General features: G+C 34.1%; 19 protein-coding genes. 12 read left to right on the forward strand and 7 right to left on the reverse strand.

Going from position 1 to position 20,698, the window contains the following annotated elements; all coding sequences use genetic code 11:
- Positions 1-38: 38 nt before the first annotated feature.
- The 3 genes from B9Y54_RS05035 (at position 39) to B9Y54_RS05045 (ending at position 2,979) form a co-directional block, all read left to right on the forward strand.
- A complete protein-coding gene (locus B9Y54_RS05035) occupies positions 39-260 on the forward strand; it encodes a heavy-metal-associated domain-containing protein (protein WP_085559247.1) in 222 nt (73 codons plus the stop codon).
- 188 nt (positions 261-448) lie between these two features.
- Complete coding sequence (locus B9Y54_RS05040) at positions 449-2,356, forward strand: heavy metal translocating P-type ATPase (RefSeq protein WP_085559248.1); 1,908 nt, start codon at positions 449-451, stop codon at positions 2,354-2,356.
- A 74-nt stretch (positions 2,357-2,430) separates the two neighbouring features.
- A complete protein-coding gene (locus tag B9Y54_RS05045) occupies positions 2,431-2,979 on the forward strand; it encodes a Dps family protein (protein WP_085559249.1) in 549 nt (182 codons plus the stop codon).
- Positions 2,980-3,253: 274 nt separating this feature from the next.
- Here the strand turns inward: B9Y54_RS05045 and B9Y54_RS05050 are convergent, their stop codons facing one another.
- A complete protein-coding gene (locus tag B9Y54_RS05050; RefSeq protein ID WP_085559250.1) occupies positions 3,254-3,940 on the reverse strand; it encodes a Crp/Fnr family transcriptional regulator in 687 nt (228 codons plus the stop codon).
- Between the two features lie 195 nt (positions 3,941-4,135).
- Here B9Y54_RS05050 and B9Y54_RS05055 point away from each other — a divergent pair, with 195 nt between their 5' ends.
- From B9Y54_RS05055 to B9Y54_RS05070, 4 genes are all read left to right on the forward strand, one after another.
- Entirely contained in the window at positions 4,136-5,266 is a 1,131-nt protein-coding gene (locus tag B9Y54_RS05055; RefSeq protein WP_085559251.1) for an acyl-CoA dehydrogenase family protein, read from the forward strand.
- A 5-nt stretch (positions 5,267-5,271) separates the two neighbouring features.
- Positions 5,272-6,066: an electron transfer flavoprotein subunit beta/FixA family protein gene (locus B9Y54_RS05060; RefSeq protein ID WP_085559252.1), complete on the forward strand. Its 795-nt coding sequence runs from the start codon at positions 5,272-5,274 to the stop codon at positions 6,064-6,066.
- 16 nt (positions 6,067-6,082) lie between these two features.
- The gene (locus B9Y54_RS05065; RefSeq protein ID WP_085559253.1) at positions 6,083-7,051 is read left to right on the forward strand and encodes an electron transfer flavoprotein subunit alpha/FixB family protein; all 969 of its coding nucleotides are present in this window, start codon (positions 6,083-6,085) and stop codon (positions 7,049-7,051) included.
- A gap of 213 nt (positions 7,052-7,264) precedes the next feature.
- The gene (locus B9Y54_RS05070; protein WP_085559254.1) at positions 7,265-7,978 is read left to right on the forward strand and encodes a Crp/Fnr family transcriptional regulator; all 714 of its coding nucleotides are present in this window, start codon (positions 7,265-7,267) and stop codon (positions 7,976-7,978) included.
- Between the two features lie 66 nt (positions 7,979-8,044).
- On the opposite strand, the gene B9Y54_RS05075 is transcribed toward B9Y54_RS05070, so the two are convergent.
- A complete protein-coding gene (locus tag B9Y54_RS05075) occupies positions 8,045-9,004 on the reverse strand; it encodes an aromatic acid exporter family protein (protein ID WP_085559255.1) in 960 nt (319 codons plus the stop codon).
- 521 nt (positions 9,005-9,525) lie between these two features.
- On the opposite strand from B9Y54_RS05075, the gene B9Y54_RS05080 reads away from it, so the two are divergent.
- The gene (locus tag B9Y54_RS05080; protein WP_338061316.1) at positions 9,526-10,176 is read left to right on the forward strand and encodes a deoxynucleoside kinase; all 651 of its coding nucleotides are present in this window, start codon (positions 9,526-9,528) and stop codon (positions 10,174-10,176) included.
- 594 nt (positions 10,177-10,770) lie between these two features.
- Positions 10,771-11,430: a polyprenyl diphosphate synthase gene (gene uppS / locus B9Y54_RS05085; RefSeq protein ID WP_085559257.1), complete on the forward strand. Its 660-nt coding sequence runs from the start codon at positions 10,771-10,773 to the stop codon at positions 11,428-11,430.
- A gap of 508 nt (positions 11,431-11,938) precedes the next feature.
- On the opposite strand, the gene B9Y54_RS05090 is transcribed toward uppS, so the two are convergent.
- Positions 11,939-12,457: a COG4315 family predicted lipoprotein gene (locus B9Y54_RS05090; protein ID WP_177173712.1), complete on the reverse strand. Its 519-nt coding sequence runs from the start codon at positions 12,455-12,457 to the stop codon at positions 11,939-11,941.
- Positions 12,458-13,090: 633 nt separating this feature from the next.
- Here B9Y54_RS05090 and B9Y54_RS05095 point away from each other — a divergent pair.
- Entirely contained in the window at positions 13,091-14,251 is a 1,161-nt protein-coding gene (locus B9Y54_RS05095; RefSeq protein ID WP_085559258.1) for a GGDEF domain-containing protein, read from the forward strand.
- A 306-nt stretch (positions 14,252-14,557) separates the two neighbouring features.
- Positions 14,558-14,950 carry an IS200/IS605 family transposase gene (tnpA, locus tag B9Y54_RS05100; protein ID WP_085559259.1) on the forward strand — a complete coding sequence of 131 codons (393 nt, stop codon included), beginning with the start codon at positions 14,558-14,560 and terminating at the stop codon, positions 14,948-14,950.
- Between the two features lie 79 nt (positions 14,951-15,029).
- Here tnpA and truA read toward each other — a convergent pair whose 3' ends face one another.
- The 4 genes from truA to B9Y54_RS05120 form a co-directional block, all read right to left on the reverse strand.
- Entirely contained in the window at positions 15,030-15,767 is a 738-nt protein-coding gene (gene truA / locus B9Y54_RS05105) for a tRNA pseudouridine(38-40) synthase TruA (protein ID WP_085559260.1), read from the reverse strand.
- A 46-nt stretch (positions 15,768-15,813) separates the two neighbouring features.
- Entirely contained in the window at positions 15,814-16,326 is a 513-nt protein-coding gene (locus tag B9Y54_RS05110; RefSeq protein WP_085559261.1) for an SOUL family heme-binding protein, read from the reverse strand.
- 856 nt (positions 16,327-17,182) lie between these two features.
- The gene (glpK, locus tag B9Y54_RS05115; RefSeq protein ID WP_085559262.1) at positions 17,183-18,697 is read right to left on the reverse strand and encodes a glycerol kinase GlpK; all 1,515 of its coding nucleotides are present in this window, start codon (positions 18,695-18,697) and stop codon (positions 17,183-17,185) included.
- A gap of 88 nt (positions 18,698-18,785) precedes the next feature.
- Complete coding sequence (locus tag B9Y54_RS05120; RefSeq protein ID WP_085559263.1) at positions 18,786-19,328, reverse strand: TetR/AcrR family transcriptional regulator C-terminal domain-containing protein; 543 nt, start codon at positions 19,326-19,328, stop codon at positions 18,786-18,788.
- A gap of 209 nt (positions 19,329-19,537) precedes the next feature.
- Between B9Y54_RS05120 and B9Y54_RS05125 the strand changes: the two genes are divergently transcribed.
- The gene (locus tag B9Y54_RS05125; protein WP_085559264.1) at positions 19,538-20,677 is read left to right on the forward strand and encodes a glycerol dehydrogenase; all 1,140 of its coding nucleotides are present in this window, start codon (positions 19,538-19,540) and stop codon (positions 20,675-20,677) included.
- Positions 20,678-20,698: the final 21 nt, after the last annotated feature.

A 20,698-nucleotide genomic window follows, 5' to 3' on the forward strand; every position in this document is an offset into this window, starting at 1 on the left:
CTTATACTAAATGTAACAACAGATAGGAGGAAAATATTATGAGTAAAGCAATATATCAATTGGAGCCGTTAACTTGTCCATCTTGCATTAAAAAAATTGAAACAACGCTAAGTAAAACAATAGGTGTAGAATCTGTAAAGGTACTATTTAATTCTAGTAAAGTAAAAACAGAATTTGATGAGTCAACGATTGAAGCTTCAGAAATTAAAGAGACTATTCAAAAATTAGGTTACCCAGTACTATCATCAAAAGTGTCTTAATAAAAGTAAGAAGATCTCAGTGTATAATCTGAGGTCTTCTTTTATTGTTATTTATTTTAATCGGTCTGTTAAAGGTATGAAAATGCAAAAGTATTCTTGTAATCTTGATTTCAATCAATTTTTAATTGAAGGATTACAGGTAAGATAAAGCTATAAAAGAAATAGCTAAAGTAAAGGAGGAAGAAAAAATGATTGCATATATTAACCAACACAAAAATCATATTACGACGTTATCAGGAATGTTAATTACTCTAGGATTTATTTCTAATTCTATGGGAAATAAAACGATAGGAGCTAGTGCTTTAATTATCGCAACTACTATTGCGGGTATACCCATTTTTATTAAAGCCATTCAAGCTTTACGAATGAAAGCTTTTAGTATTGATTTGCTTGTTAGTATCGCTGTTATTGGTGCCTTGTACATTGGAGAATTTACCGAATCCGCTGTTGTAACATTCTTGTTCTTATTTGGGGATTACCTAGAAAGAAGAACACTGGAAAAAACCCGTTCTTCGTTAAGGGAATTAGTGGATATGGCTCCTCAAGAAGCAACAGTATTACGTACAAACGGGAACGCAGAGAAAATACCTGTTGAAGAGGTTGAAAAAGGGGATCGCGTTATTATTCACCCTGGAGGGAAAATTCCTGTTGATGGTAGGATTGTTTCTGGTAATGCTTCTATCAATGAAGCTGCGATTACTGGTGAAGCTATTCCGTCTGCCAAATCAATTGATGATAAAGTCTTTAGTGGAACTATCTTGGATACAGGCTACCTTGAAATGATCGCTGAAAGAGTTGGAGACGATACGACTTTCGCTAAAATCATTGAACTAGTAGAAGAAGCTCAAGAGTCAAAATCAAAAGCAGAAAAATTTTTAGATAAATTCGCTAATATCTACACACCGGCCGTCGTTGTCTTATCTATTATCGTTTATATTTTTACTAGAGATTTGCATATGGCCATTACCTTTCTAGTCATTGCTTGTCCTGGAGCATTAGTTATCGGAGCACCTGTTTCAAGTGTTGCTGGTATTGGGAATGGAGCGAAGAATGGTGTGCTAATCAAAGGCGGAGAAATTATGGACAAGTTTTCTAAAGTCGATACCCTAGTCTTTGATAAAACAGGTACCTTAACAAAAGGAAAACCTGAAGTTACAGATATCCATACGTTTAATAAAATGAATAAAGATACTTTGTTGAAATTTGTAGCAAAAGCAGAAACGATTTCTGAACACCACTTAGGCCAGACAATTGTAAAAAAAGCGCAGAATCAAGGATTAGATTTAGCTTCTATAAAATTAACGGATGGAGAAGCGATTAAAGGATATGGGATTAAAGCTATAGTGGATGATTACAAACTTGTAGCTGGGAACCGCAAATTAATGAAGACTGAAAATATAGCCTTAGCAAATGATGTCGAACTGTATGCGATCAAGCGCGAAAAAGCTGGGAATTCAGCTATTTTTATCGCACTTAATGGCGAAATTTCAGGTGTTGTTTCTATTGCCGACCAAATTCGAGACGATGCCAAGGAAGCTTTAGCACAAATGAGAGGAAATGGTATTAAGAAAATTGTAATGTTAACAGGTGACAATAAACATACTGCCGAAGCCGTTGCAACGGAGTTAGGGCTAGACGAATTTCACGCAGAATTATTACCAAAAAACAAAGTAGAATATATAAAAGGACTAAAGAACTCAGGACATGTAGTGGCTATGGCTGGTGATGGAATCAATGATGCGCCAGCTATTGCAACAGCCGATATTGGTTTAGCTATGGGTGAAGGCGGAACAGATATTTCGATGGAAACAGCCGATATCGTTTTAATGGCCGATAAATTAATGCAGTTTTCCCATGCTTATTCATTATCTAAAGCGACTATCAGAAATATGAAACAAAATATGTTTATTGCAGTAGGTGTGGTCGTGATTTTACTAGGGGGCGTCTTAATGGGCAGTGTCCATTTAGCATTAGGTATGTTTATTCATGAAGCTAGTGTACTAGTAGTTATTTTAAACGCGATGCGTTTGATTCGCTTTAACCATAAAAATAAGCAAGTGGGTCCTAAACCAACGGTTATACCTGTAAAAGTTTAAAGAAAAGATCTTTTTAATAAAATACTTTTTTAAAGAGAAGGATTAAATAAAAAAATAACCAGGAGGAATCAAACATGACAAAAGAACTTACAAAAGAGGAATTAGTGGAACAAGAATTTATACAGGATGCAAAAGAACACAATCACCATAATCCTACTGCAGCAGCTATGGCTAATCATATTATCGCGAACCAAGGAATGCTGCACATTAAACTTCATCAGTACCATTGGTATATCAAAGGTGCTAACTTTTTTTCACTTCATAAAAAATTTGAAGAATTATATAAGGACAATGAATCCTATTTTGATGGACTTGGTGAACATTTAATAGCATCTGGTTCAAAACCTTTCTCAACCGCAGAACAATTTGTTCAGTATTCATTTATTCCGGAATCAGCTGCAGATAAATATTTATCCGCTGAAAAAATGGTTGGAAACTTAGTAGACGACTACCGGACAACGCGAGATGTAACTGGAAAAGCCATTGTATTAGCACAAAATGAAAAAGATGCTGTTTTAGAAGATTTACTGATTGATTACAACTCTTATTTGAATAAAACGATTTGGATGCTGCAAGCTTTTCTCGGTAAATCAGCTCTTGAGGGAGAAGATGACGATGAGTAGATTTATAGTAAACGCAGCTTGATTGTAACTACGATACAGGAATGAGATTACTCTTTAGCTAAATCAGTTAGCTAAGATAGATAGTTATTTTATATCTAAATAGACTAATTTATAGGATGCTAAAAAGCGCCAGAAGATTGCTACAAAGCTTGGTACAATAAATCGATAGTAAAAATCAAATAGACTTAGTTAAATAAATCCACCAAAAAAAGTTGCTAGTAATATATTATTAACAACTTTTTTGCATTAAAAAATAATAAATTTATCTCGTTAATTATGAAAGAGCTAATAATTTAATTTTTCCGCAGGCAACTTTTTTAATGATATTATCTTTTTCTAATCGGGCTAATTCTCGGCTTAATGATTCAGATGTGGTTCCTAAGTAAGAAGCCAAATCTTTTTTAGCCATCTTCAATTCAACAATGGGCTCTTCTTGTGTAGAGTCAACCAAACTAATCAAAAAATGTAATAACCTATCTCTTACTGTTTCAGTAGTTGCCCAAGTCGTTTGTTGCTCAGAGGCTCCTAGTCTTTGAGAAATGGTAGACAACATTTCAATAGAGATCTTTGGGTATTGTAAGAGAAGTTCACGAAAATCTTCATGCTTAATCGCACAAACACAGCAATCTGTCAGTGCTTGCGCAAAAGCCTCGTAAATCCCCTTTTTAAATAATGCTAATTCGCCAGTAAATTCGTTTTGATCAACCATTCTGATCAATTGTTCTTTTCCTGTATCGGATAGTCGATAGATACGAACCTTACCACTTTTTAGCATATAAAGAGAGTCAGCCGTTTCAAAAGGACGATAAATTGTCTCTCCTTGAGAGTAATATTTATGGTGAATGAGTAAATAAATTTTTTTCATTTGCTCAGTTGTTAGGGATTGAAATAAAGGGACGTTACTTAAACAAAACTGTTCTCTACCCTCACATCCATGAGGTGTTGACTGGTTCTTTTTCACCTTACTCGCTCCTTCATCATTTATTTGTGACTTCTTAGTTTTATATTTTTTCTTTTAAGAAAAGACTTAGTATCTTTTAAAAATATCATTGTACTTGATTTAAATCAAGTGAATATAAAAAGAAATCTATTATACTGGATTTATTAAGTCTTTAAATGAATTCTTGTGTATATTTGAACAAAGGGAGTGTAAGACATGAGTATAGAACTAACTCAACCACAAGTTATGTTGCATCAAATGGTTGTAGACTTTACGGATAAAGAGGTAAAACCGCTAGATATACTAATTGATAAAGAAAGAAATTACCCTACAGAATTGTGGGATAAGATGATAGATACTGGATTTTTAGGGTTAACTATACCAGAGGAATACGGCGGAGCTGGATTTGACGTCATTGCTAGTTCTCAAACCATTTATGATTTTGCTGTTCGTAATGCTAGCATGGCCTTTACTTTAGAAGGGCATTATAAGTCTGTAGATCAAGTATTAAAATACGCAACAGATGAGTTAAAAGAAAAATATCTGCCTCAAGCAAATCACCGTATTTTTGGTTTTTCTTCAACAGAACCACAAGGTGGATCTAATGTAATGGGGCACACCGCAAAAGCGGTTAAAGAAGGCGATAAGTGGATTTTAAATGGCAACAAAACCATGATTACAAATGGCGGCTTAGCTCAAGTATACTGTGTACTTCTTAAAACGTCTCCAACAGAGTTGTCTTGCTTTCTTGTAGACGAAGACATGCTTGGTTTTAAACACGGGAAAAGGGAAAAGTTTATTGGAATGAATGGTACACCTGTAGGAGAAATTTTCATGGAAAATATTGTTGTCAGTGAAGATCATTTACTTGGAACAATAGGACAAGGTGTGGAAATAGGAGATAATGCTCACTATGACGCCCGTATTTCAATGGGTGCTATTGCTGCCGGTATCACAGAACATGCTTTAACTATCGCTGTTGATTATGCAAAACAACGTGAGGTAAAAGGAACGCCTATCACCCAATTATACTCTATTCAAGAAAAGATTACAGAAATAGCTATTGCTAAAGAAAATACCCAATTGCTTTATCAAGAGGCTGCTAGATTAAAAGTGGCAGGAAAGTCTTATGCTAAAGTAGCGACTATGGCAAAATCATATGGCAGTCGCGCTTCCTATGCTGCAGCCGATCATGCTTTACAAGTTTTGGGTGGATATGGATATAGCCAAGAATATCCCGTAGAACATTTAATCCGTGATGCTCGTGCGTTACAACTTGCTGAAGGATCACTAGAAAAAATGATGATTGAAATAGCTAAAGAAGTTGTCAATGAAGGAGAGGAATAAATCTAATGAGTTTAAAAATTGTCGTATGTATCAAACAAGTACCGGTTTCTAATAACTTGAAAATTAATCCGATTACTAAAAATCTAATTCGCTCTGGAGAACCAGGAGTGATGAACCCTTATGATAAAAATGCAATCGAAGCGGCTTTACGTTTGAAAGATGAATGGGGAGGAGAAGTCGTCCTATTATCTATGGGGCCCTCGGATTTTGAGATGACCTTACGACAAGGTCTAGCTATGGGTTGCGATGATGCTATTCTTTTAAGCTCAAGAAAATTTGGTGGAGCAGATACTTTGGCAACAGGTTATGTACTAGCACAAGCTATTAAGGAATTGGGAAAGGTAGACTTAGTTTTATTAGGCCGTCAATCTATTGATGCCGATACTAGTCAAGTTGGTCCAATTGTTTCTGAATTTTTAGGATGGCCACAGATAACTTTTGTTAGTGAATTATCAGGACATGCTAAAAAAGGCATGACAGCAACCCGGTTATTAGAAAATATGCAGCAAAAAATTGAATTTCAATTGCCAGCCGTGGTAACGGTTCGTAGCGAAATGAACGAACCTCGTTATCCCACACCTCGTAATATTCAGCAAAGTTATCAAAAAAATATTCTCATTTGGGATGAAAACAATCTATCTGTTGATCCTAATAGAATAGGATTAAAAGGATCTCCAACGGTCGTTCGTAGTGTATGGGCGCCAGAAAAAGAAGCTAAAGAAACAACTTATCTTAAAGGCACGCCCGATGAAGCGGTTCGTGAATTATTAATACAAATGAGAGCGAGTAATTTACTCTAAGAGAGGTTGATGAAAAATGACTGACCAAGAAATTTGGGTATACGCAGAAAAGCATGTAGGAATGATTCAACCGGTTACTTACCAATTAATCACTAAAGCTAAAGAAATAGCCAACGATAAAAAAGTTGTTGTGATTTTATTTGAAGCAACTGATAAAAATTTAGAAGATAAAATCAAAGAGTATGGCCCAGATGAAATTGTCATTGTAAAAGATGATCGCCTAAAAGATGCAACTGACTCTGAGATTGCTAGTTTAATGGCAGAGTTAGCCGATCGTCGTAAACCAAACAGTATTCTCTTTGGTGCTACGGTTGTTGGACGCTCAATCGCACCTCGATTACAAGCAAAGTTAAATACAGGCCTAACCTCAGATTGCTTAAATTTAGCGTTTGATGATGACTTATTGGTTCAAACAAAACCATCTTATGGTGACAATATTATGTGTGAAATTATCTGTCCTAAACACCGCCCACAAATGGCTTCTGTACGACCAAATACGTTTGAAGCTAAGAAAAATTTGAGTCAATCAGTTAGAGTAACAGAGATAAATGATTTGTTCTTTAAAAAAGCAGAGCGTATAAAAATTGTAGAAGAAACGCCTCTTCTTTCTAAAAGCGACAGCATTGCTAATGCCGATCGAGTAATCGCCTTGGGTAGAGGAGCTGCAGACGAAAAAGCTGTCTTTTTAGCAGAAGAACTTGCTCGTAAATTAGGCGCTAAAATTGGCGTAACTCGTCCTTTAACAGATCATCCTAAATTTAGTGGAGATGATCAAATTGGGCAATCCGGAAATACAATTGCACCAAAACTACTTGTTAACCTAGGTGTTCATGGCGCAGTACAGTACACAACTGGAATTGGTAGTGCTGAATTAGTTGTTTCTATTAATAAAGATCCAGAAGCCCCTATTTTCAATTATTCAAATTACAGTTATGTTGGAGACTCTGTTAGCTTCTTAGAAAGCTTTTTAAAAGTTGTTCAATAAACTGATCTATTTTTTCAGAAACTTAATAATAAAAAATATAAAAGACTAAAAAAAGTAATTTCTTGAACTTAAGAGGTTACTTTTTTTAAGGAATTCCTAAATCTATTGGATAAAAAGGTTTGAAATAAAAGGGGACTATTTTGTTATTTGTGTACTTCAGGATGCACAGGTAGTAGGATAGTCTTAAGCTAGTTAATTAACGGAGGGGATAAAATGAATCAGAATAATATACAGCAGTGTCACCATAGTCATACCGGCCATTCGCATAAATCGTGTGTCTCTTTAGTTCCAATTTTTAATCATTTAGAAGTTGAACAGCTAGATAAAATTATGGCAACAACTAAATCTGTCTCCTATAAAAAAAATGAACTTATTTATCGTGCCGGAGAAGAATCTGATTCTTTGTACATTATTAATAAAGGGAAAGTACATATCTATAGATTAGCTGAATCTGGGAAAGAACAATTGGTTCGTATTTTAAATCCTGGGGACTTCACTGGTGAAATGGCCTTGTTTTCAGAAGTTACACATGAATCTTATGCCAAAGCTATAGTGGATACCACAGTTTGTATGATTAAACGAGTAGATTTACAAGACTTATTAGTGAAATACCCATCTATCTCTTTAAAGATTATTGCGGAATTCTCAAGTCGACTCGAGGCATCTGAAAAACAAGCGACAAGTTTTTCAATAGTAAAAGTAGAAACACGTATCGCTCTCTTTTTAGCAGAGAGTCTTGATAAAGAAGAGCCAGATAGAGTTGAACTCACTTTACCTATGAGTAAAAAAGACTTAGCCTCTTATCTAGGTACTACTCCCGAAACAATTAGTCGGAAATTTAGTGACTTAGAAGCACAAGGCTATATCAAACAACTGACCCATAAACGAATTGAAATAGTTGATTTAGAGGGTTTATTGTTAGTTTAAAAACACGTAACGATATTTTGGTATGAATCAAATTCGACATTCTTTTAGCTTAAGAAAACTAGTTGGTTATTCTTCTTGCTGTTCAAAAAACTTTTTCTTAATTTTAATAAATCTTGTGAAATCAGTTAAAAGTATAAATAAGGTTGCGCGATTTTCAAATTCTTCTCTTGTTGTAGGTAAATCGCTATTTCTAAAGTCATTTAATAAGGATTCAATGTCTTTTGTTAAGTCGACAACTGGATTGCGTTCATGCAGCTGATTGGCTGTTTGATGAAATAAATTTGCTAAAACACTATTTTGCTTAGTTGGTAAAAAGCAAACGCTTAGGTCCAGTGACATCTCTGCGAGGACTTTAACTTGTTGTTGGCGCATATCAAAGTACTGAATCATATAATCCTCATTTGGGCTAAACAATTGGTTGTTATACTCCGTGTAGGCTATCTTTTCTGCGTTTTTTAAATCGATATAAAGCTCTTTTAATAAAGATTCAACTTTTTCATTTGTCGTATAATCGCTTAAAATCGAATCAAAACCAACGAGAACTTTTTTCATTTTCTCTTCAATTTCATCTTTTAATTGGTTTAATTGGGATTCTTTTGAAGGCATATACAAATTAAATAAAACAGCGATTCCTGTACCAATAATCATGAGTAAAAATTCATTTGTAAGCCATCCAATTGAAGTGCTTTGTTCCAGCAATAAATGAGAAACAAGCACGGAACAGGGTGCAATTCCTACCTCTACATTTAATTTATAGGCTAAAGGAATATAGATTAGGAGATACAATCCAAATACAAGAGTACTAAATCCAACCAATTGAAATAATACGGTTGCTACGCTTAATGCTAAGATAGTAGAGCCTACTCTTTGAAGAGCAATATTGACGGATGATTTTTTAGTTTCTAAAACACTCAAAATAGCGATAATTCCTGCTGAAGTACTGTATTCTAGTTGAAAGGCCTGAGCAAGTAAAATAGCAATAGTTGTTGCGAACGTTATTTTTATTGCTCGTAAAGAGACAGTCATAGTTACACTCCTTTGATTTAAAGACTACTTTCATAGTACCTCATTCGAGCAATAAATAAAATCAATGAGTCAAGTTTATTTTTAGCAAAAAGTATGAACACAATCAAGTAACAGAGATAATTTTAAGATAAGATAAAATCTAAAAATAAGAATTATTTTTTTGTGAAAGTATAATTTCAAAATACTTTTATTGTGATTATTAAGAGAAGTTTAGATAAAAAGATATTTTTTTATCTAATGCTCTTTAAAAACACTATATGGTGTGCTATATTATATATCGTATCACTACATAGTGTATTTTTGTTTTTAGCCTAGTTAGACTAATAGTCAACTAGTAGGGGAAGTGAATGAGTTTTCTCATAGGTAGAGGAATTAAATTGTTAAATACATATTTAGTTATATAGTAAAGTAAAATGATTATATAAGCAGTAAAAAAAAGTTGTTATAAGAAAATTAGATTGTATACAATGACCAGAGTTAATAATAGAAATAAGAAATTATAGGAGGAGTTTGATTTGACCATGGTTTGTCTAGCCGGAATGATAGGAATAGGTAAAACAAGTGCAACAAAGTTATTAGGAGAGCGTCTAGGAGGAACAGTCTTTTATGAAAAAGTTGATGATAATGAAATTTTACCTTTATTTTATACAGCAAGTGAAGAAGAGCAAGAGCTTAAACGCTACCCATTCTTACTGCAATTGGAATTTTTAAATAGTCGCTTTCAAATTATAAAAGAAGCGGTCAAGCATGAAAACAGTATAATAGATCGTTCTATTTTTGAGGATTGGTATTTTGCAAAGATAAACCATGATTTGGGACGGATTTCAGATACAGAGTTTAGTATTTATGAAAAATTACTGGATAATATGATGAATGAAGTTGACGAGATTCCTCAAAAAGCGCCAGATCTTATGGTATACATGAGAGCTTCATTTGAAACTATTTTAGATCGTATCGGAAAACGCGGACGAGAATTTGAACAAGATAAAAATCTATACAATTATTACTACGCCTTGTGGAAAGACTATGATGACTGGGTATTCAACCATTATGATAGATCAGCAATTTTAGTCATAGATATGGACCACATGGATATTGTAAATACTCCTGAAGATGCCAATATATTTGTAGAAAAAGTCCAAAATAAACTAGCAGAAGTGAAAATTGATTAATGACAGCTACTATTTTGATTTTTTTAAATATGGTACTCCCAAATGGTTGGATATAAACTAAAGATAAAGATAGATGAGTCTATGAGTAGACAGTTAGTAATAGTAAATAATAAGTGAGAAAAGACAAACGTAAGAACCTACTTAGCCGGTCCTTTCTTTAGTGAATCTCAGATTGATAGAGTCATAAGAGTTGAAACAGGTTACGCCTATGCTAAAGAAATGCTTATTGTGCGGTTATATATATGAAACAGATAAGCCTTAATTTGATGTTATCAGACGGTCTACATGGCTATTTAATAATATTTTAGATTTGGAGAGTTACAACTTTCTAGAAATGTCATTTAGTAGTTGTGCTAATCAAATTGATAGTAGGCAATGTCGAGTGTAAAATAAAAGCAAAAAAGGAATTTTTTCTAGTTTTTATTTCTTCAGTCATAGTAGATCCTTATGGGAGTCTTTATAGATATCTAAAATGGATCTTCTTTAAAAAAAATAATTAGTTTTACTTAATTTCGAGGGTAAACATTAGAAATAAGGTTTCTTTACTTGTAAGATGAGTCTAATCATTAAACTTATTTAAGAAAGGAACTTAAAATGAAAACATTTAAACGACTACCAAGGCATATTGGAGTTATTCCCGACGGCAATCGACGATGGGCATCTTCTCGAGGCATGCAAAAACAGGATGGATACGAACACGGCGTCGGACCTGGACTTGAACTTTATGAGGCCTGTTTAAAACTAGGCGTTGAAGAGATGACCTTCTATGGCTTTACGATGGATAATGTCAAGCGTCCCTCTATACAGGCTCGTGCATTCCAAAAGGCTTGCGTAGATTCTGTTCGAGAACTACAAAAGCGTGATGCAGATTTGCTAGTGATAGGAAACACAGACTCCAAACTTTTTCCAGAAGAGCTGAAGCCCTATACAACCCGAACTCGTTTTGGTGAGGGAAAAATGAAAGTAAACTTCTTAGTCAACTATGGATGGGATTGGGATTTAAACCAGGCTTTACAAGACAAAGAAACTCTCGTCAGTGAAAATGTAGCAAGTCATATTGCTTCAAAAGATATTTCGCGTATTGATTTGATTATACGCTGGGGAGGCCAGCGTCGGTTGAGCGGATTATTGCCAATTCAATCAGTTTACTCTGATTTTTATGTTTTAGATCAATATTGGCCAGACTACGAAGAAAAGCAATTGTTTGAAGCGCTCCGTTGGTACCAGAAACAAGATGTTACTTTAGGTGGATGAATATTCTGATAAGGAATTTTATAAGCATAGAATATTTTAAAATAGAAAGTAAATTAGTTAATCCTTGAAAAAATAGCTGAGTTTATCAAGGAACAGAAATAGTTTTTTTGATGTGCTCTTGGCTTAAAACATGCTTTGATCAGATAGTTTAAATCTTTATAGGTATATTAAAATGTTTTACAACCATCATACATATTGGAATGATGGGATTTAGGAATAACTGTTTGACTAGATTAACAAGCGGTGGACTCACCTCAAGTACCCGTATAAAAAGCTCGGTAGTTGAGCTGTTTATACGGGTATAAACTAAGAGCGAGATTGTGGCAATTAAAGAAACTGCCACCGAGTATTTTTCGGGAGCAGCTTCTTTAATTTATTCCATCTATTCTTTATTTTCCTTAAATCGAAGTCTGTTTTATTTGGTTGGATTGATTTTGTAAAGCGATTATCTATTTTAATATTTTTGTAAAAAAAATTAGTTAAAAGAAACAGCCACATCAAATCTAACTTATTCGTTGCCTTCAAAAGTAGTGTCAGTATTTATAATATACCAAACATCATTTACGCCCTCACCGTTAACGTCTCCTTTAGCTTTATCATTGATAAAGTAGTAAAGAGGATAATCCCTATAAGTTACTTGCATATCTCCAGTATCTTCTCTTTTGATTGTATCAAAGTCGTTTTCATCAAAACCTTCTGGAACTTCAAAATCTTCTGCAATAAAAGCTGGCCAATTTTCTAGGACATCACCAGTAGCATTACTTTTACCAGGCTCATCATTTTTGAAATAATAAAGTGTCATTCCATCAGCATCTGCTAAATACTCTCCAACTTCTCCATTCTTTAATAATTGCAGACTTCCCATTATTTCTACACTTGTCATTTTCTCAGTGTCTGACTCGACACTTGCCATTTCCTCAGTATCCAAATAGCTTGTGTCTTCCATTACTGCTGTATCGTCATTCGTGTTGCATCCTGCAACTAATACAAGTGAAGCTATAAATAAAGTTGAAAAGATTCTTTTCATTTTAATGCCCTCCATTTAGATAGATTTTTATTATTCAAGTAAAAATAAGCTCAATTAAGCCAAAGTAATGATAAAGGATTCAAGGGGCAGTTTTTTTTGATTTGTTTCGGAGTGTCAGAGAGTCAAGAGATTGAATAAGAAATAGTCTATAACTACTGGGCTAGGGTGTTGGGCAAGTTAGTTGTTGCTTTAATTTACTGTAGTTGTTTTCAGATAAAATGAACTTTATAAACTCATTTTCTAGCTCTTTTACTACACTGTAACTTTACCTTAGATACTATTTATACTCAAGTATTAAGACTCCTTTGTCTTTTCTTGAACGGAAGAAAACAATCAACTTTATCACTATCAAGAATAATAGCTGCTAGTTAGTATATTTTGAACATTTTTTAAGAGTAGTGTATACTATTTTTTAAGGAACAACCCCTGTACTATGTTTTTAGTAGGTAGAGACGGTTCGATAGGGGTTGTTTTTTTAGTTCCTCTACTATTATTTTTTTATAGAAATAAGATAGAGACGATACCACTGAATGCTTATAAGAATCGAAATAGTTATTAAGAATAAAAAACGAATAATCTGTGTAATGTTAACGAGAGCGTTTAAAGATAACTAGGCAAAAGTAGGAGATAAAAATGGAACAAAATTTTACGTATTCAGAAAATAATATAATAGGCCTAATTATACTTTTAGTAATTTTTATGAATATTAAATCACATCATAATAAAATGAGACTTGATAAAAAATTATATTTAACGCTTATTATTTCAACAGCGCTAATAATGATATTAAATATTATTATGAATTATGTTAATGATAGAACAGGATATCTCTTTAGAGAGATAAACAGTATAACGACTATGATTTATTTCATATTAAACCCACTTCCGTATATTGCTTGGTCACTTTATGTTGATTTTTTTATTCATAAGGATATAAAAAGAAGTAGAAAAATAAGACTATTTGTTGTGATACCGGCGATAATAAGTGTTTTATTGTGTATCCTTAGTATTTATAATAAAAAAGTATTTTATATAACCGAAGATAATGTATATCAGCGCGGGGAGTTGTTTTGGTTAAATGCAGCACTGTACTATTCTTATAGCGTAGGTACATATACACAAATTATTAGTAAAAGAAAAAACGTCAGAAAAAAAGATTATTATTCTCTACTGACATTTGCAGTTATTCCTGTGATGGCAGGTATACTACAAACAATCGATACGAGTAAATCTTACCTTTGGCTAGGCATATCTATATCTGCACTTATCATTTTTTTAAATATACAAAATGGAGAGATAAACGAAGACTACCTAACAGGGGTTTATAACAGAAGACAGCTGGATCTCTATTTAAAAAATTCAATAAGAGAATTGAAACCGGATGAGTTATTAAGAATGATTATGATAGATCTTAATGACTTCAAGGAGATAAATGATAACTATGGACACATAGAAGGGGATCAAGTTCTAAAATATATAGCTAGTATACTAATAGATAGTTTTAGATCAGGAGATTTTATATCAAGGTATGCTGGAGATGAATTTGTTGTTATTATGAAATTAGAAAGCAAAAAGAATAAAGATGAAATGATAAATAAGTTTAGAAAAAATCTGAGAGAGTTTAACGAAACGGGAACAAGACCTTATAAAATAAGTATTAGCTTAGGCTATGCTACTTACCTTCCAGCATTAAAAATGACTGCAGACGAATTTATAAGTCATACAGATAAACGTATGTATAAAGATAAACGTTTACACAGAGATAAAAGAGAAGTCAAAGAGACACTTTTATAAAGTTACGGTCTAAATCAAAGGATTATCTGTTTATTATTTCTCAACAGAGTCTTTAACCCAGACTATCATTTTTTTCTGTTAATAAATTGATTTTTCTTATAAAATAGCCTGTTAAGTGAATACGAGTAGGTGAACTACATCGGCACTGAAGTACCGAGCTTCTGGGAACGCCCCCGTTAGATCCGTTGACACGTGTTGGAGACTGATGGAATCCGACACTTTTAAAAAGACAGACTCCTGCTTTAACGTGGGCAGAAGATTATTCAGGTCTTACTCGCTCAACGTGGGCAGTGTGGGGTTGTTTTCATGCTGTTCGTTCCACATGCCCAAGAATTAATTCCACACAAAACGGGCATTGCCGATGTTCTGCATTACTTGAGCCTGTTGGCCTGGGTGGCCAAATACCGAAAAGTCGTATTCACAACACCCGATTGCCGACACGCAATGAAGGCGTTCCTGCACGTGATAGCCAAAAATAACGACAGCACCATGCTGGAGAGTGAAGTCGTGGACGACCACGTTCATTTAGTTTTGTCTTTCCCGCCGAACAAAGCCATCAGCTCAGTCATGAAGGCTTTAAAGGGAGCGTCCGCGCGCGACTGGTTCAGACAGTTACCAGATACAAAAAAGGAACTATGGAAAGGCTCGTTATGGTCTCATAGTTACTTTGTAAGCACAGTTGGGGATGTGTATCGCTAACGTCCCATATAAAGAAAGGCAAGACTTCCTAAAAAATACTAGTAATAAATTTAGTGTTAGACCAGCTTAAAAAAAAGGATTAATAAAAAACTTCATCTAAAAATAGTCCTTGAGCAGGCACGGTCATCCCAGCATCACTTCTGATTCCACTCTCAAAAAGGGTATCAATGTGCTCTGGACTCATTTTGCCAATCCCGATTTCTAATAAAGTTCCCATAATAATCCTAATCATTTTATATAAGAAACCGTCGCCTATAAATGTAAAATGCAAGAGATCCCCTTCTTTATGAATGGTGATTTCTTTAATAGTTCTTACCGTTGATTTTTTTGTTTTCTTGAGTGAAGAAAAACCAATAAAATCATGTGTTCCGGTAAGTATTTTGCAAGCCTCGTTCATTTTAGTTACATCAAGTTGTTCAGGATGATGGTAGCTATAAGTGCGTTCAAATGCAGAAGGGACAGGAGTGTTCCAGACGTAATAACTGTATTGTTTTCCAGTAGCATTATAGCGAGCATGGAACCTTTCTGGAACCTCCTCTAGTTTTTTAACGACAATATCACGCGGAAGATAGGTATTTAGATGGTCTCTCATAGCGATTAGTTCCATGTTAGATGTCGTTTTAAAATTAGCTATCTGCCCTCTAGCATGGGTTCCTGCATCTGTACGACCTGAGCCAATAATATCACTAGTCGTTTTTGTCATTTCAGACAAGATGTTTTCTATTTTACCTTGAATAGTCTTGTCTGAATCTCCGAGTTTTTGCCATCCTAAATATCGACTACCATCATACTCGATGGTCATTTTAATATTTCTCATTTTATCTCTCTTAATCCCCTTAACTTGTTTTTATTTTCTTAGGTATTTACTTCACTGCTAGAATTCTAACTAAAATTTCATTTCTTCTAAGCATAGGGGGTACAAGCGGTGCATTATAAGAAGCAACCATGAAATTTGATTGCTTTCGATATCCCTTTTCGAGTAACCACTGATCAAGCTTATTTTTCATCTTTAATTCTTTTGCTGTATTTGAAAAGCCTGGATACCGTAGCGAACCAAATAATCCTTCTTCAAATTTTTTGGTTTTTAGATATGAGTTGTTAGGCTTTGGTATTTTGTCGCTATATTTTCCTGGAACGACAAATGCCATTTTTTTGTTTTCCCCTGTTTCTTCTCGGATAACGGGTACAGTCATTGAGATTTTTTCATTATCTTCATTGTCATTGGAAATATATTTAAACAAAGAACCGAATCCGTTTTTGATTTCCGGGTCATTTTTATTTTCATACTCAACAATAAAGAAATCGACGTATTTTCTTATTTCAAATTCCTCTTCTCTCATTACTATATCATAATCCGGTGTTTCATATTTACTCATAAAGTCACTCCATTCATAATCAATTACTGGCTTCAATACTAGTATAGCAATTTTAATGAATTATCTTTAGTCATTTTACTCTAGATTTCTGATTATTTTTCGGCATCTGATCTTCTAAGTAAACAGCAACCCAGGATTAATAAACAATAGCCTATAGTAAAATAGACTTTACTCCTTTTTGTAATGGTAACAGCATAAGGAACTACCTACAAATATAACCCTTTATTTTTGAAAAATAGTTAATGGGAAAAAGATTATAACTAGTCAAAATAGCGAATATGGGCTAATAAAGCTATGCGAAGAAAATTGGACGAATAGATGGAAGTAAAAGAGAAATTTAACAATGTTTATAATTAGACTTTTACTTTTTAAAATCGGATACTAAAAATAGAATAAAAGAAGATGCTAAATATGAAGACAGCAGATAGCGTTGCTCTGGGACTTTTAATTGTTGGAAGTTTGAACTAGTCATTAGTTGGCCTATTCGAATTCATTTCAGTTGCGATAATTTTCGGCGAAGAAATAGCTTTTTTTATCTAAAAGCGTTTTTATTATTTCTGGAATTTGTGCTTTTTATTCAGTGGAATTCTTCTATTTAATCTTTTCCTAGACAAATAATCCGCATAAATAGTCTTAAGTTTACAATAAAGAAATGGTTTATTTTTTATAATAAATAGAATTAAAACAGTAAGAAAAAGGATTACACGAATAATATGTTGTTCTTTTTCTCTTTTAATACCCTGAAATCTACATTCAATAAGAGTAGAATAATTCTAAGGAAGGACTAAAGGATTAAAAATCATTCTTTCTTTTATTTGTGGTTGCTTGTATTTCCCTATTTATCCAATCCATTTTTTTAAAATGATGATTCATGTACTAATTTAGTGTAATAACGGATAGCTTTGACGGCACTATGCCAACCATGGAGTCGTTCTTGTCGTTCTTTATTAGTCATATGCGGTTCAAATTGCTCATTCTCAGATACTAAAGCTGTTAACTCGCTTTGATCACGCCAATACCCAATAGCTAATCCAGCAAGGTACGCTGCTCCTAGTCCGGTTGTTTCTAGACGTTCGATACGTCTAACGGTTTTTTTAAGAATATCTGCTTGAAATTGAATCAAAAGATTATTTTGTGCAGCCCCACCATCAACATGGAGAAGATCTACTGAAATACCTGTATCTGATTCCATTAATTCAATGATATCATTAACTTGATAAGCGATAGATTCTAAGGTTGCTCGAACTAGTTCTCGCCGACTAGTAGATTCGTTGATTCCTAAAAAAGCTCCTCGTGCATTTGAATCCCAATAGGGAGCACCAATTCCTCTAAAGGTTGGGACAACATAAATTCCAGAATTTTTTTCTGCTTTAAGAGCTAATAATTCTGAATCTTCGATTGATTCAAATAACTGCAAGCTATCTTTCAACCAGTCAATAGCACTACCCGAAATAAGAGCCGAACCCTCAAGAGCGTAAGTTATTTTATTATCAATGGAATAACCGATTGTAGTGAGTAATTTATGTTTAGAAAGTTTAGGTTCAGAACCCGTATTCATAACAATAAAGGTTCCTTGACCATAAGTGCTTTTTACTTGGCCTGGTTGAAAAGCTAACTGACCAAATAATGCTGCTTGTTGATTTCCAGCAACACCGCTAATAGGAATAGCTACTCCGTCAAAAATAGCCTTATCGGTTAAGCCATAGACATGAGAACTAGGAAAGACCTTTGGCAAAAGATTCTTTGGAATGTTGAAAAGATTTAATAAATAGTCATCCCATTCTAGCGTATGAATATCAAATAACATCGTTCTTGAAGCATTTGTGTGGTCGGTACAATGCAACTTACCATTGGTTAGATTCCAAATAAGCCAACTATCGACAGTCCCAAAAGCTAGCTCACCACGTTCTGCTCGTTCTTGTGAACCCGGATGTTGATCGAGGATCCAACGAATTTTACTAGCAGAAAAATAAGGGCTCAAAACTAAACCAGTCTTCTCATGGATGTACGTTTCAATCTCTTCATTTTCAAGTTGTTTAATAATAGCGAGTGATTGGTTGGAACTCCAAACAATAGCGTTGTGTATCGGTTTTCCAGTTTTACGATCCCAGACGATAGTTGTTTCACGCTGATTTGTTATGCCTAGTGCCTTAATCTGGTTGAATGAAAGACCAGAGTGATTCATTACCTTTTGAATCACTTCACAAACAGATTGCCAAATAATAGTTGGGTCTTGTTCTACCCAGCCAGATTGTGGAACTTGTTGTTCAAAATGTTGAGCTGCGGTACCAATATAATTCCCTTGACGATCGATAATAATCGCACGTGTGGTTGTTGTTCCTTGGTCAATGGCTAAAATATATTCTGCCATAAGCAATCACGTCCTTAAATAGGTTGTATAGTAAACGAGTATTCTTTCTTCTGTATAAAAATTTTATTTTTCTTAGTATCCCTTACCTTTAGATTCTAAAGTAAATGACTTTGATAAGGAGTTCATGATAGACAGCACTGTTTGGCTCACAATCTTCTAATACCCAATGATAAAGCATTTCAGATAATCCATAGGCACAAAAATCAATTTTTGTTTTTACTAGAGTAGAGTGACTGTCAGAAATAGAATGTGTTTGGAGGTAGTCATCCGTAATAGTTTGAATACCTTGTTTGATGTAATAGATAAAATAATCTTTAAAGGAATCTAATTTTATGTTTGAAACTATTTTTTTATAATACGTTTTATTCTCTTCAAGATAGTTTATTAGATGGAATAATACTTCCTCCCATTTGTCCCATTTCATAATAGATTGAATGAGATCAGTGACATCATACGAAAATATCCAGGTAATTAAATCATATTTATCATCAAAATGATCATAGAAAGTTTGACGACGGTAATCAGTTTGATCCATGATATCTGTTATGGATATTTTATCAATTACTTTTCCGTTAGCTAGATTTTTGAAAGAGCAAGAAATAATTTCCTTCGTTGTATTTTGTTGGTTCATACTGGGGACCCCTTCGACAACTTATTAACTACCCTATTCTATTCACTTCTATTATACGTCATACTTCAAAATAATTGAAGCGGACAAAGAGTATCTTTTGTCTGTTGAAATGATACCGCTTTCTTATTAAGCTAGGTTTAGATTTAAAAAGGAGCCGTTCATTATTTTAAGAGTGGCTTTATTTTAAAAAATATGAGGAGGAATAAGAAATGAGAAAAGCTTTTATTAGTTCAGCAAAGTATGTTCAAGGAGAAAATGAATTATTAAATTTAGGTTTTTATATTAAGTCCTTAGGAGAATCAGCTTTAGTTATCGGGAATCCAGATGATATCATTCGAGTTCAAGATAAGTTAGATCAAACAGCAAAACGTTTTGGCATCACTTTACATCTAGCTGATTTTGGTGGCGAAGCAACACGTGAAGAAGTCGTGCGTCTTAAAAAATTAGCAAAAGAAAAAGGCGCAGATGTTATCGTTGGTCTCGGCGGTGGGAAAGCAATCGATACGTCTAAAACAGTTGCCAATGGTCATAATTTAATTGTCTGTCCAACGATTGCAGCTACGGATGCACCAACGAGTCATTCTGCAGTACTTTATACAAAAGATCACCACTTTGACGAGTATGCTTATTTTATTAAAAATCCTAGTGTTGTATTAATGGACACAACGGTTATTGCTCAAGCACCAACACGATTTTTAGTCTCTGGAATGGGCGATGCACTGGCTACTTATTATGAAGCACGTGCAACCCGTCGCTCAAATTCAAATGTAAACGCTGGCTTGCCAAATGGCTTCTACGCTGGTGATACTGAACCTGCTAAAGGTACGATCGCCTCTATTACATTAGCCAAAGTTTGTTATGAAACCGTTCTCGAAAGTGGCTATAATGCTAAGATTGCTTGTGATCACAATGTTGTTACACCGGCTTTAGAGAATATTATTGAAGCCAATACATTATTATCTGGTCTTGGTTTTGAGTCAGGTGGATTAGCTGCAGCACATGCTATTTACAACGGCTTGACGGTTCTAGATGGTCCTCACAATTATTTCCATGGAGAGCAAGTAGCCTTTACGACATTTGTTCAACTTATCCTTGAAGATGCACCAACAAAAGAAGTAGAAGAATTACTAGATTTTAGCTTATCTGTTGGCTTACCTGTCTCTTTAGCAGACTTAGATGTAAAAGAAGTAAACTATGAAGATATCCTAAAAGTTGCAGAAAAAGCTTGTATTCCTGAAGAGTCTATTCACGCTATGCCTTTTAAAGTTACACCTGAAAGTGTTGCTCAAGCTATTATTGCAGCTGATGCACTCGGACGTGATTACAAAAAGCGCAAGGCAGTTAAATAAATTAAAAATAAGAATGAAAGG

The organism is Carnobacterium iners (assembly GCF_900177385.1).
GTDB lineage: Bacteria > Bacillota > Bacilli > Lactobacillales > Carnobacteriaceae > Carnobacterium_A > Carnobacterium_A iners.

Coding starts and splice junctions, on each gene's coding strand:
- B9Y54_RS05035 (WP_085559247.1), top strand. CDS start 39: ATGAGTAAAGCAATATATCAATTGGAGCCGTTAACTTGTCCATCTTGC.
- B9Y54_RS05040 (WP_085559248.1), top strand. CDS start 449: ATGATTGCATATATTAACCAACACAAAAATCATATTACGACGTTATCA.
- B9Y54_RS05045 (WP_085559249.1), top strand. CDS start 2,431: ATGACAAAAGAACTTACAAAAGAGGAATTAGTGGAACAAGAATTTATA.
- B9Y54_RS05055 (WP_085559251.1), top strand. CDS start 4,136: ATGAGTATAGAACTAACTCAACCACAAGTTATGTTGCATCAAATGGTT.
- B9Y54_RS05060 (WP_085559252.1), top strand. CDS start 5,272: ATGAGTTTAAAAATTGTCGTATGTATCAAACAAGTACCGGTTTCTAAT.
- B9Y54_RS05065 (WP_085559253.1), top strand. CDS start 6,083: ATGACTGACCAAGAAATTTGGGTATACGCAGAAAAGCATGTAGGAATG.
- B9Y54_RS05070 (WP_085559254.1), top strand. CDS start 7,265: ATGAATCAGAATAATATACAGCAGTGTCACCATAGTCATACCGGCCAT.
- B9Y54_RS05075 (WP_085559255.1), bottom strand. CDS start 9,004: ATGACTGTCTCTTTACGAGCAATAAAAATAACGTTCGCAACAACTATT.
- B9Y54_RS05080 (WP_338061316.1), top strand. CDS start 9,526: ATGGTTTGTCTAGCCGGAATGATAGGAATAGGTAAAACAAGTGCAACA.
- uppS (WP_085559257.1), top strand. CDS start 10,771: ATGAAAACATTTAAACGACTACCAAGGCATATTGGAGTTATTCCCGAC.
- B9Y54_RS05090 (WP_177173712.1), bottom strand. CDS start 12,457: ATGAAAAGAATCTTTTCAACTTTATTTATAGCTTCACTTGTATTAGTT.
- B9Y54_RS05095 (WP_085559258.1), top strand. CDS start 13,091: ATGGAACAAAATTTTACGTATTCAGAAAATAATATAATAGGCCTAATT.
- tnpA (WP_085559259.1), top strand. CDS start 14,558: ATGCTGTTCGTTCCACATGCCCAAGAATTAATTCCACACAAAACGGGC.
- truA (WP_085559260.1), bottom strand. CDS start 15,767: ATGAGAAATATTAAAATGACCATCGAGTATGATGGTAGTCGATATTTA.
- B9Y54_RS05110 (WP_085559261.1), bottom strand. CDS start 16,326: ATGAGTAAATATGAAACACCGGATTATGATATAGTAATGAGAGAAGAG.
- glpK (WP_085559262.1), bottom strand. CDS start 18,697: ATGGCAGAATATATTTTAGCCATTGACCAAGGAACAACAACCACACGT.
- B9Y54_RS05120 (WP_085559263.1), bottom strand. CDS start 19,328: ATGAACCAACAAAATACAACGAAGGAAATTATTTCTTGCTCTTTCAAA.
- B9Y54_RS05125 (WP_085559264.1), top strand. CDS start 19,538: ATGAGAAAAGCTTTTATTAGTTCAGCAAAGTATGTTCAAGGAGAAAAT.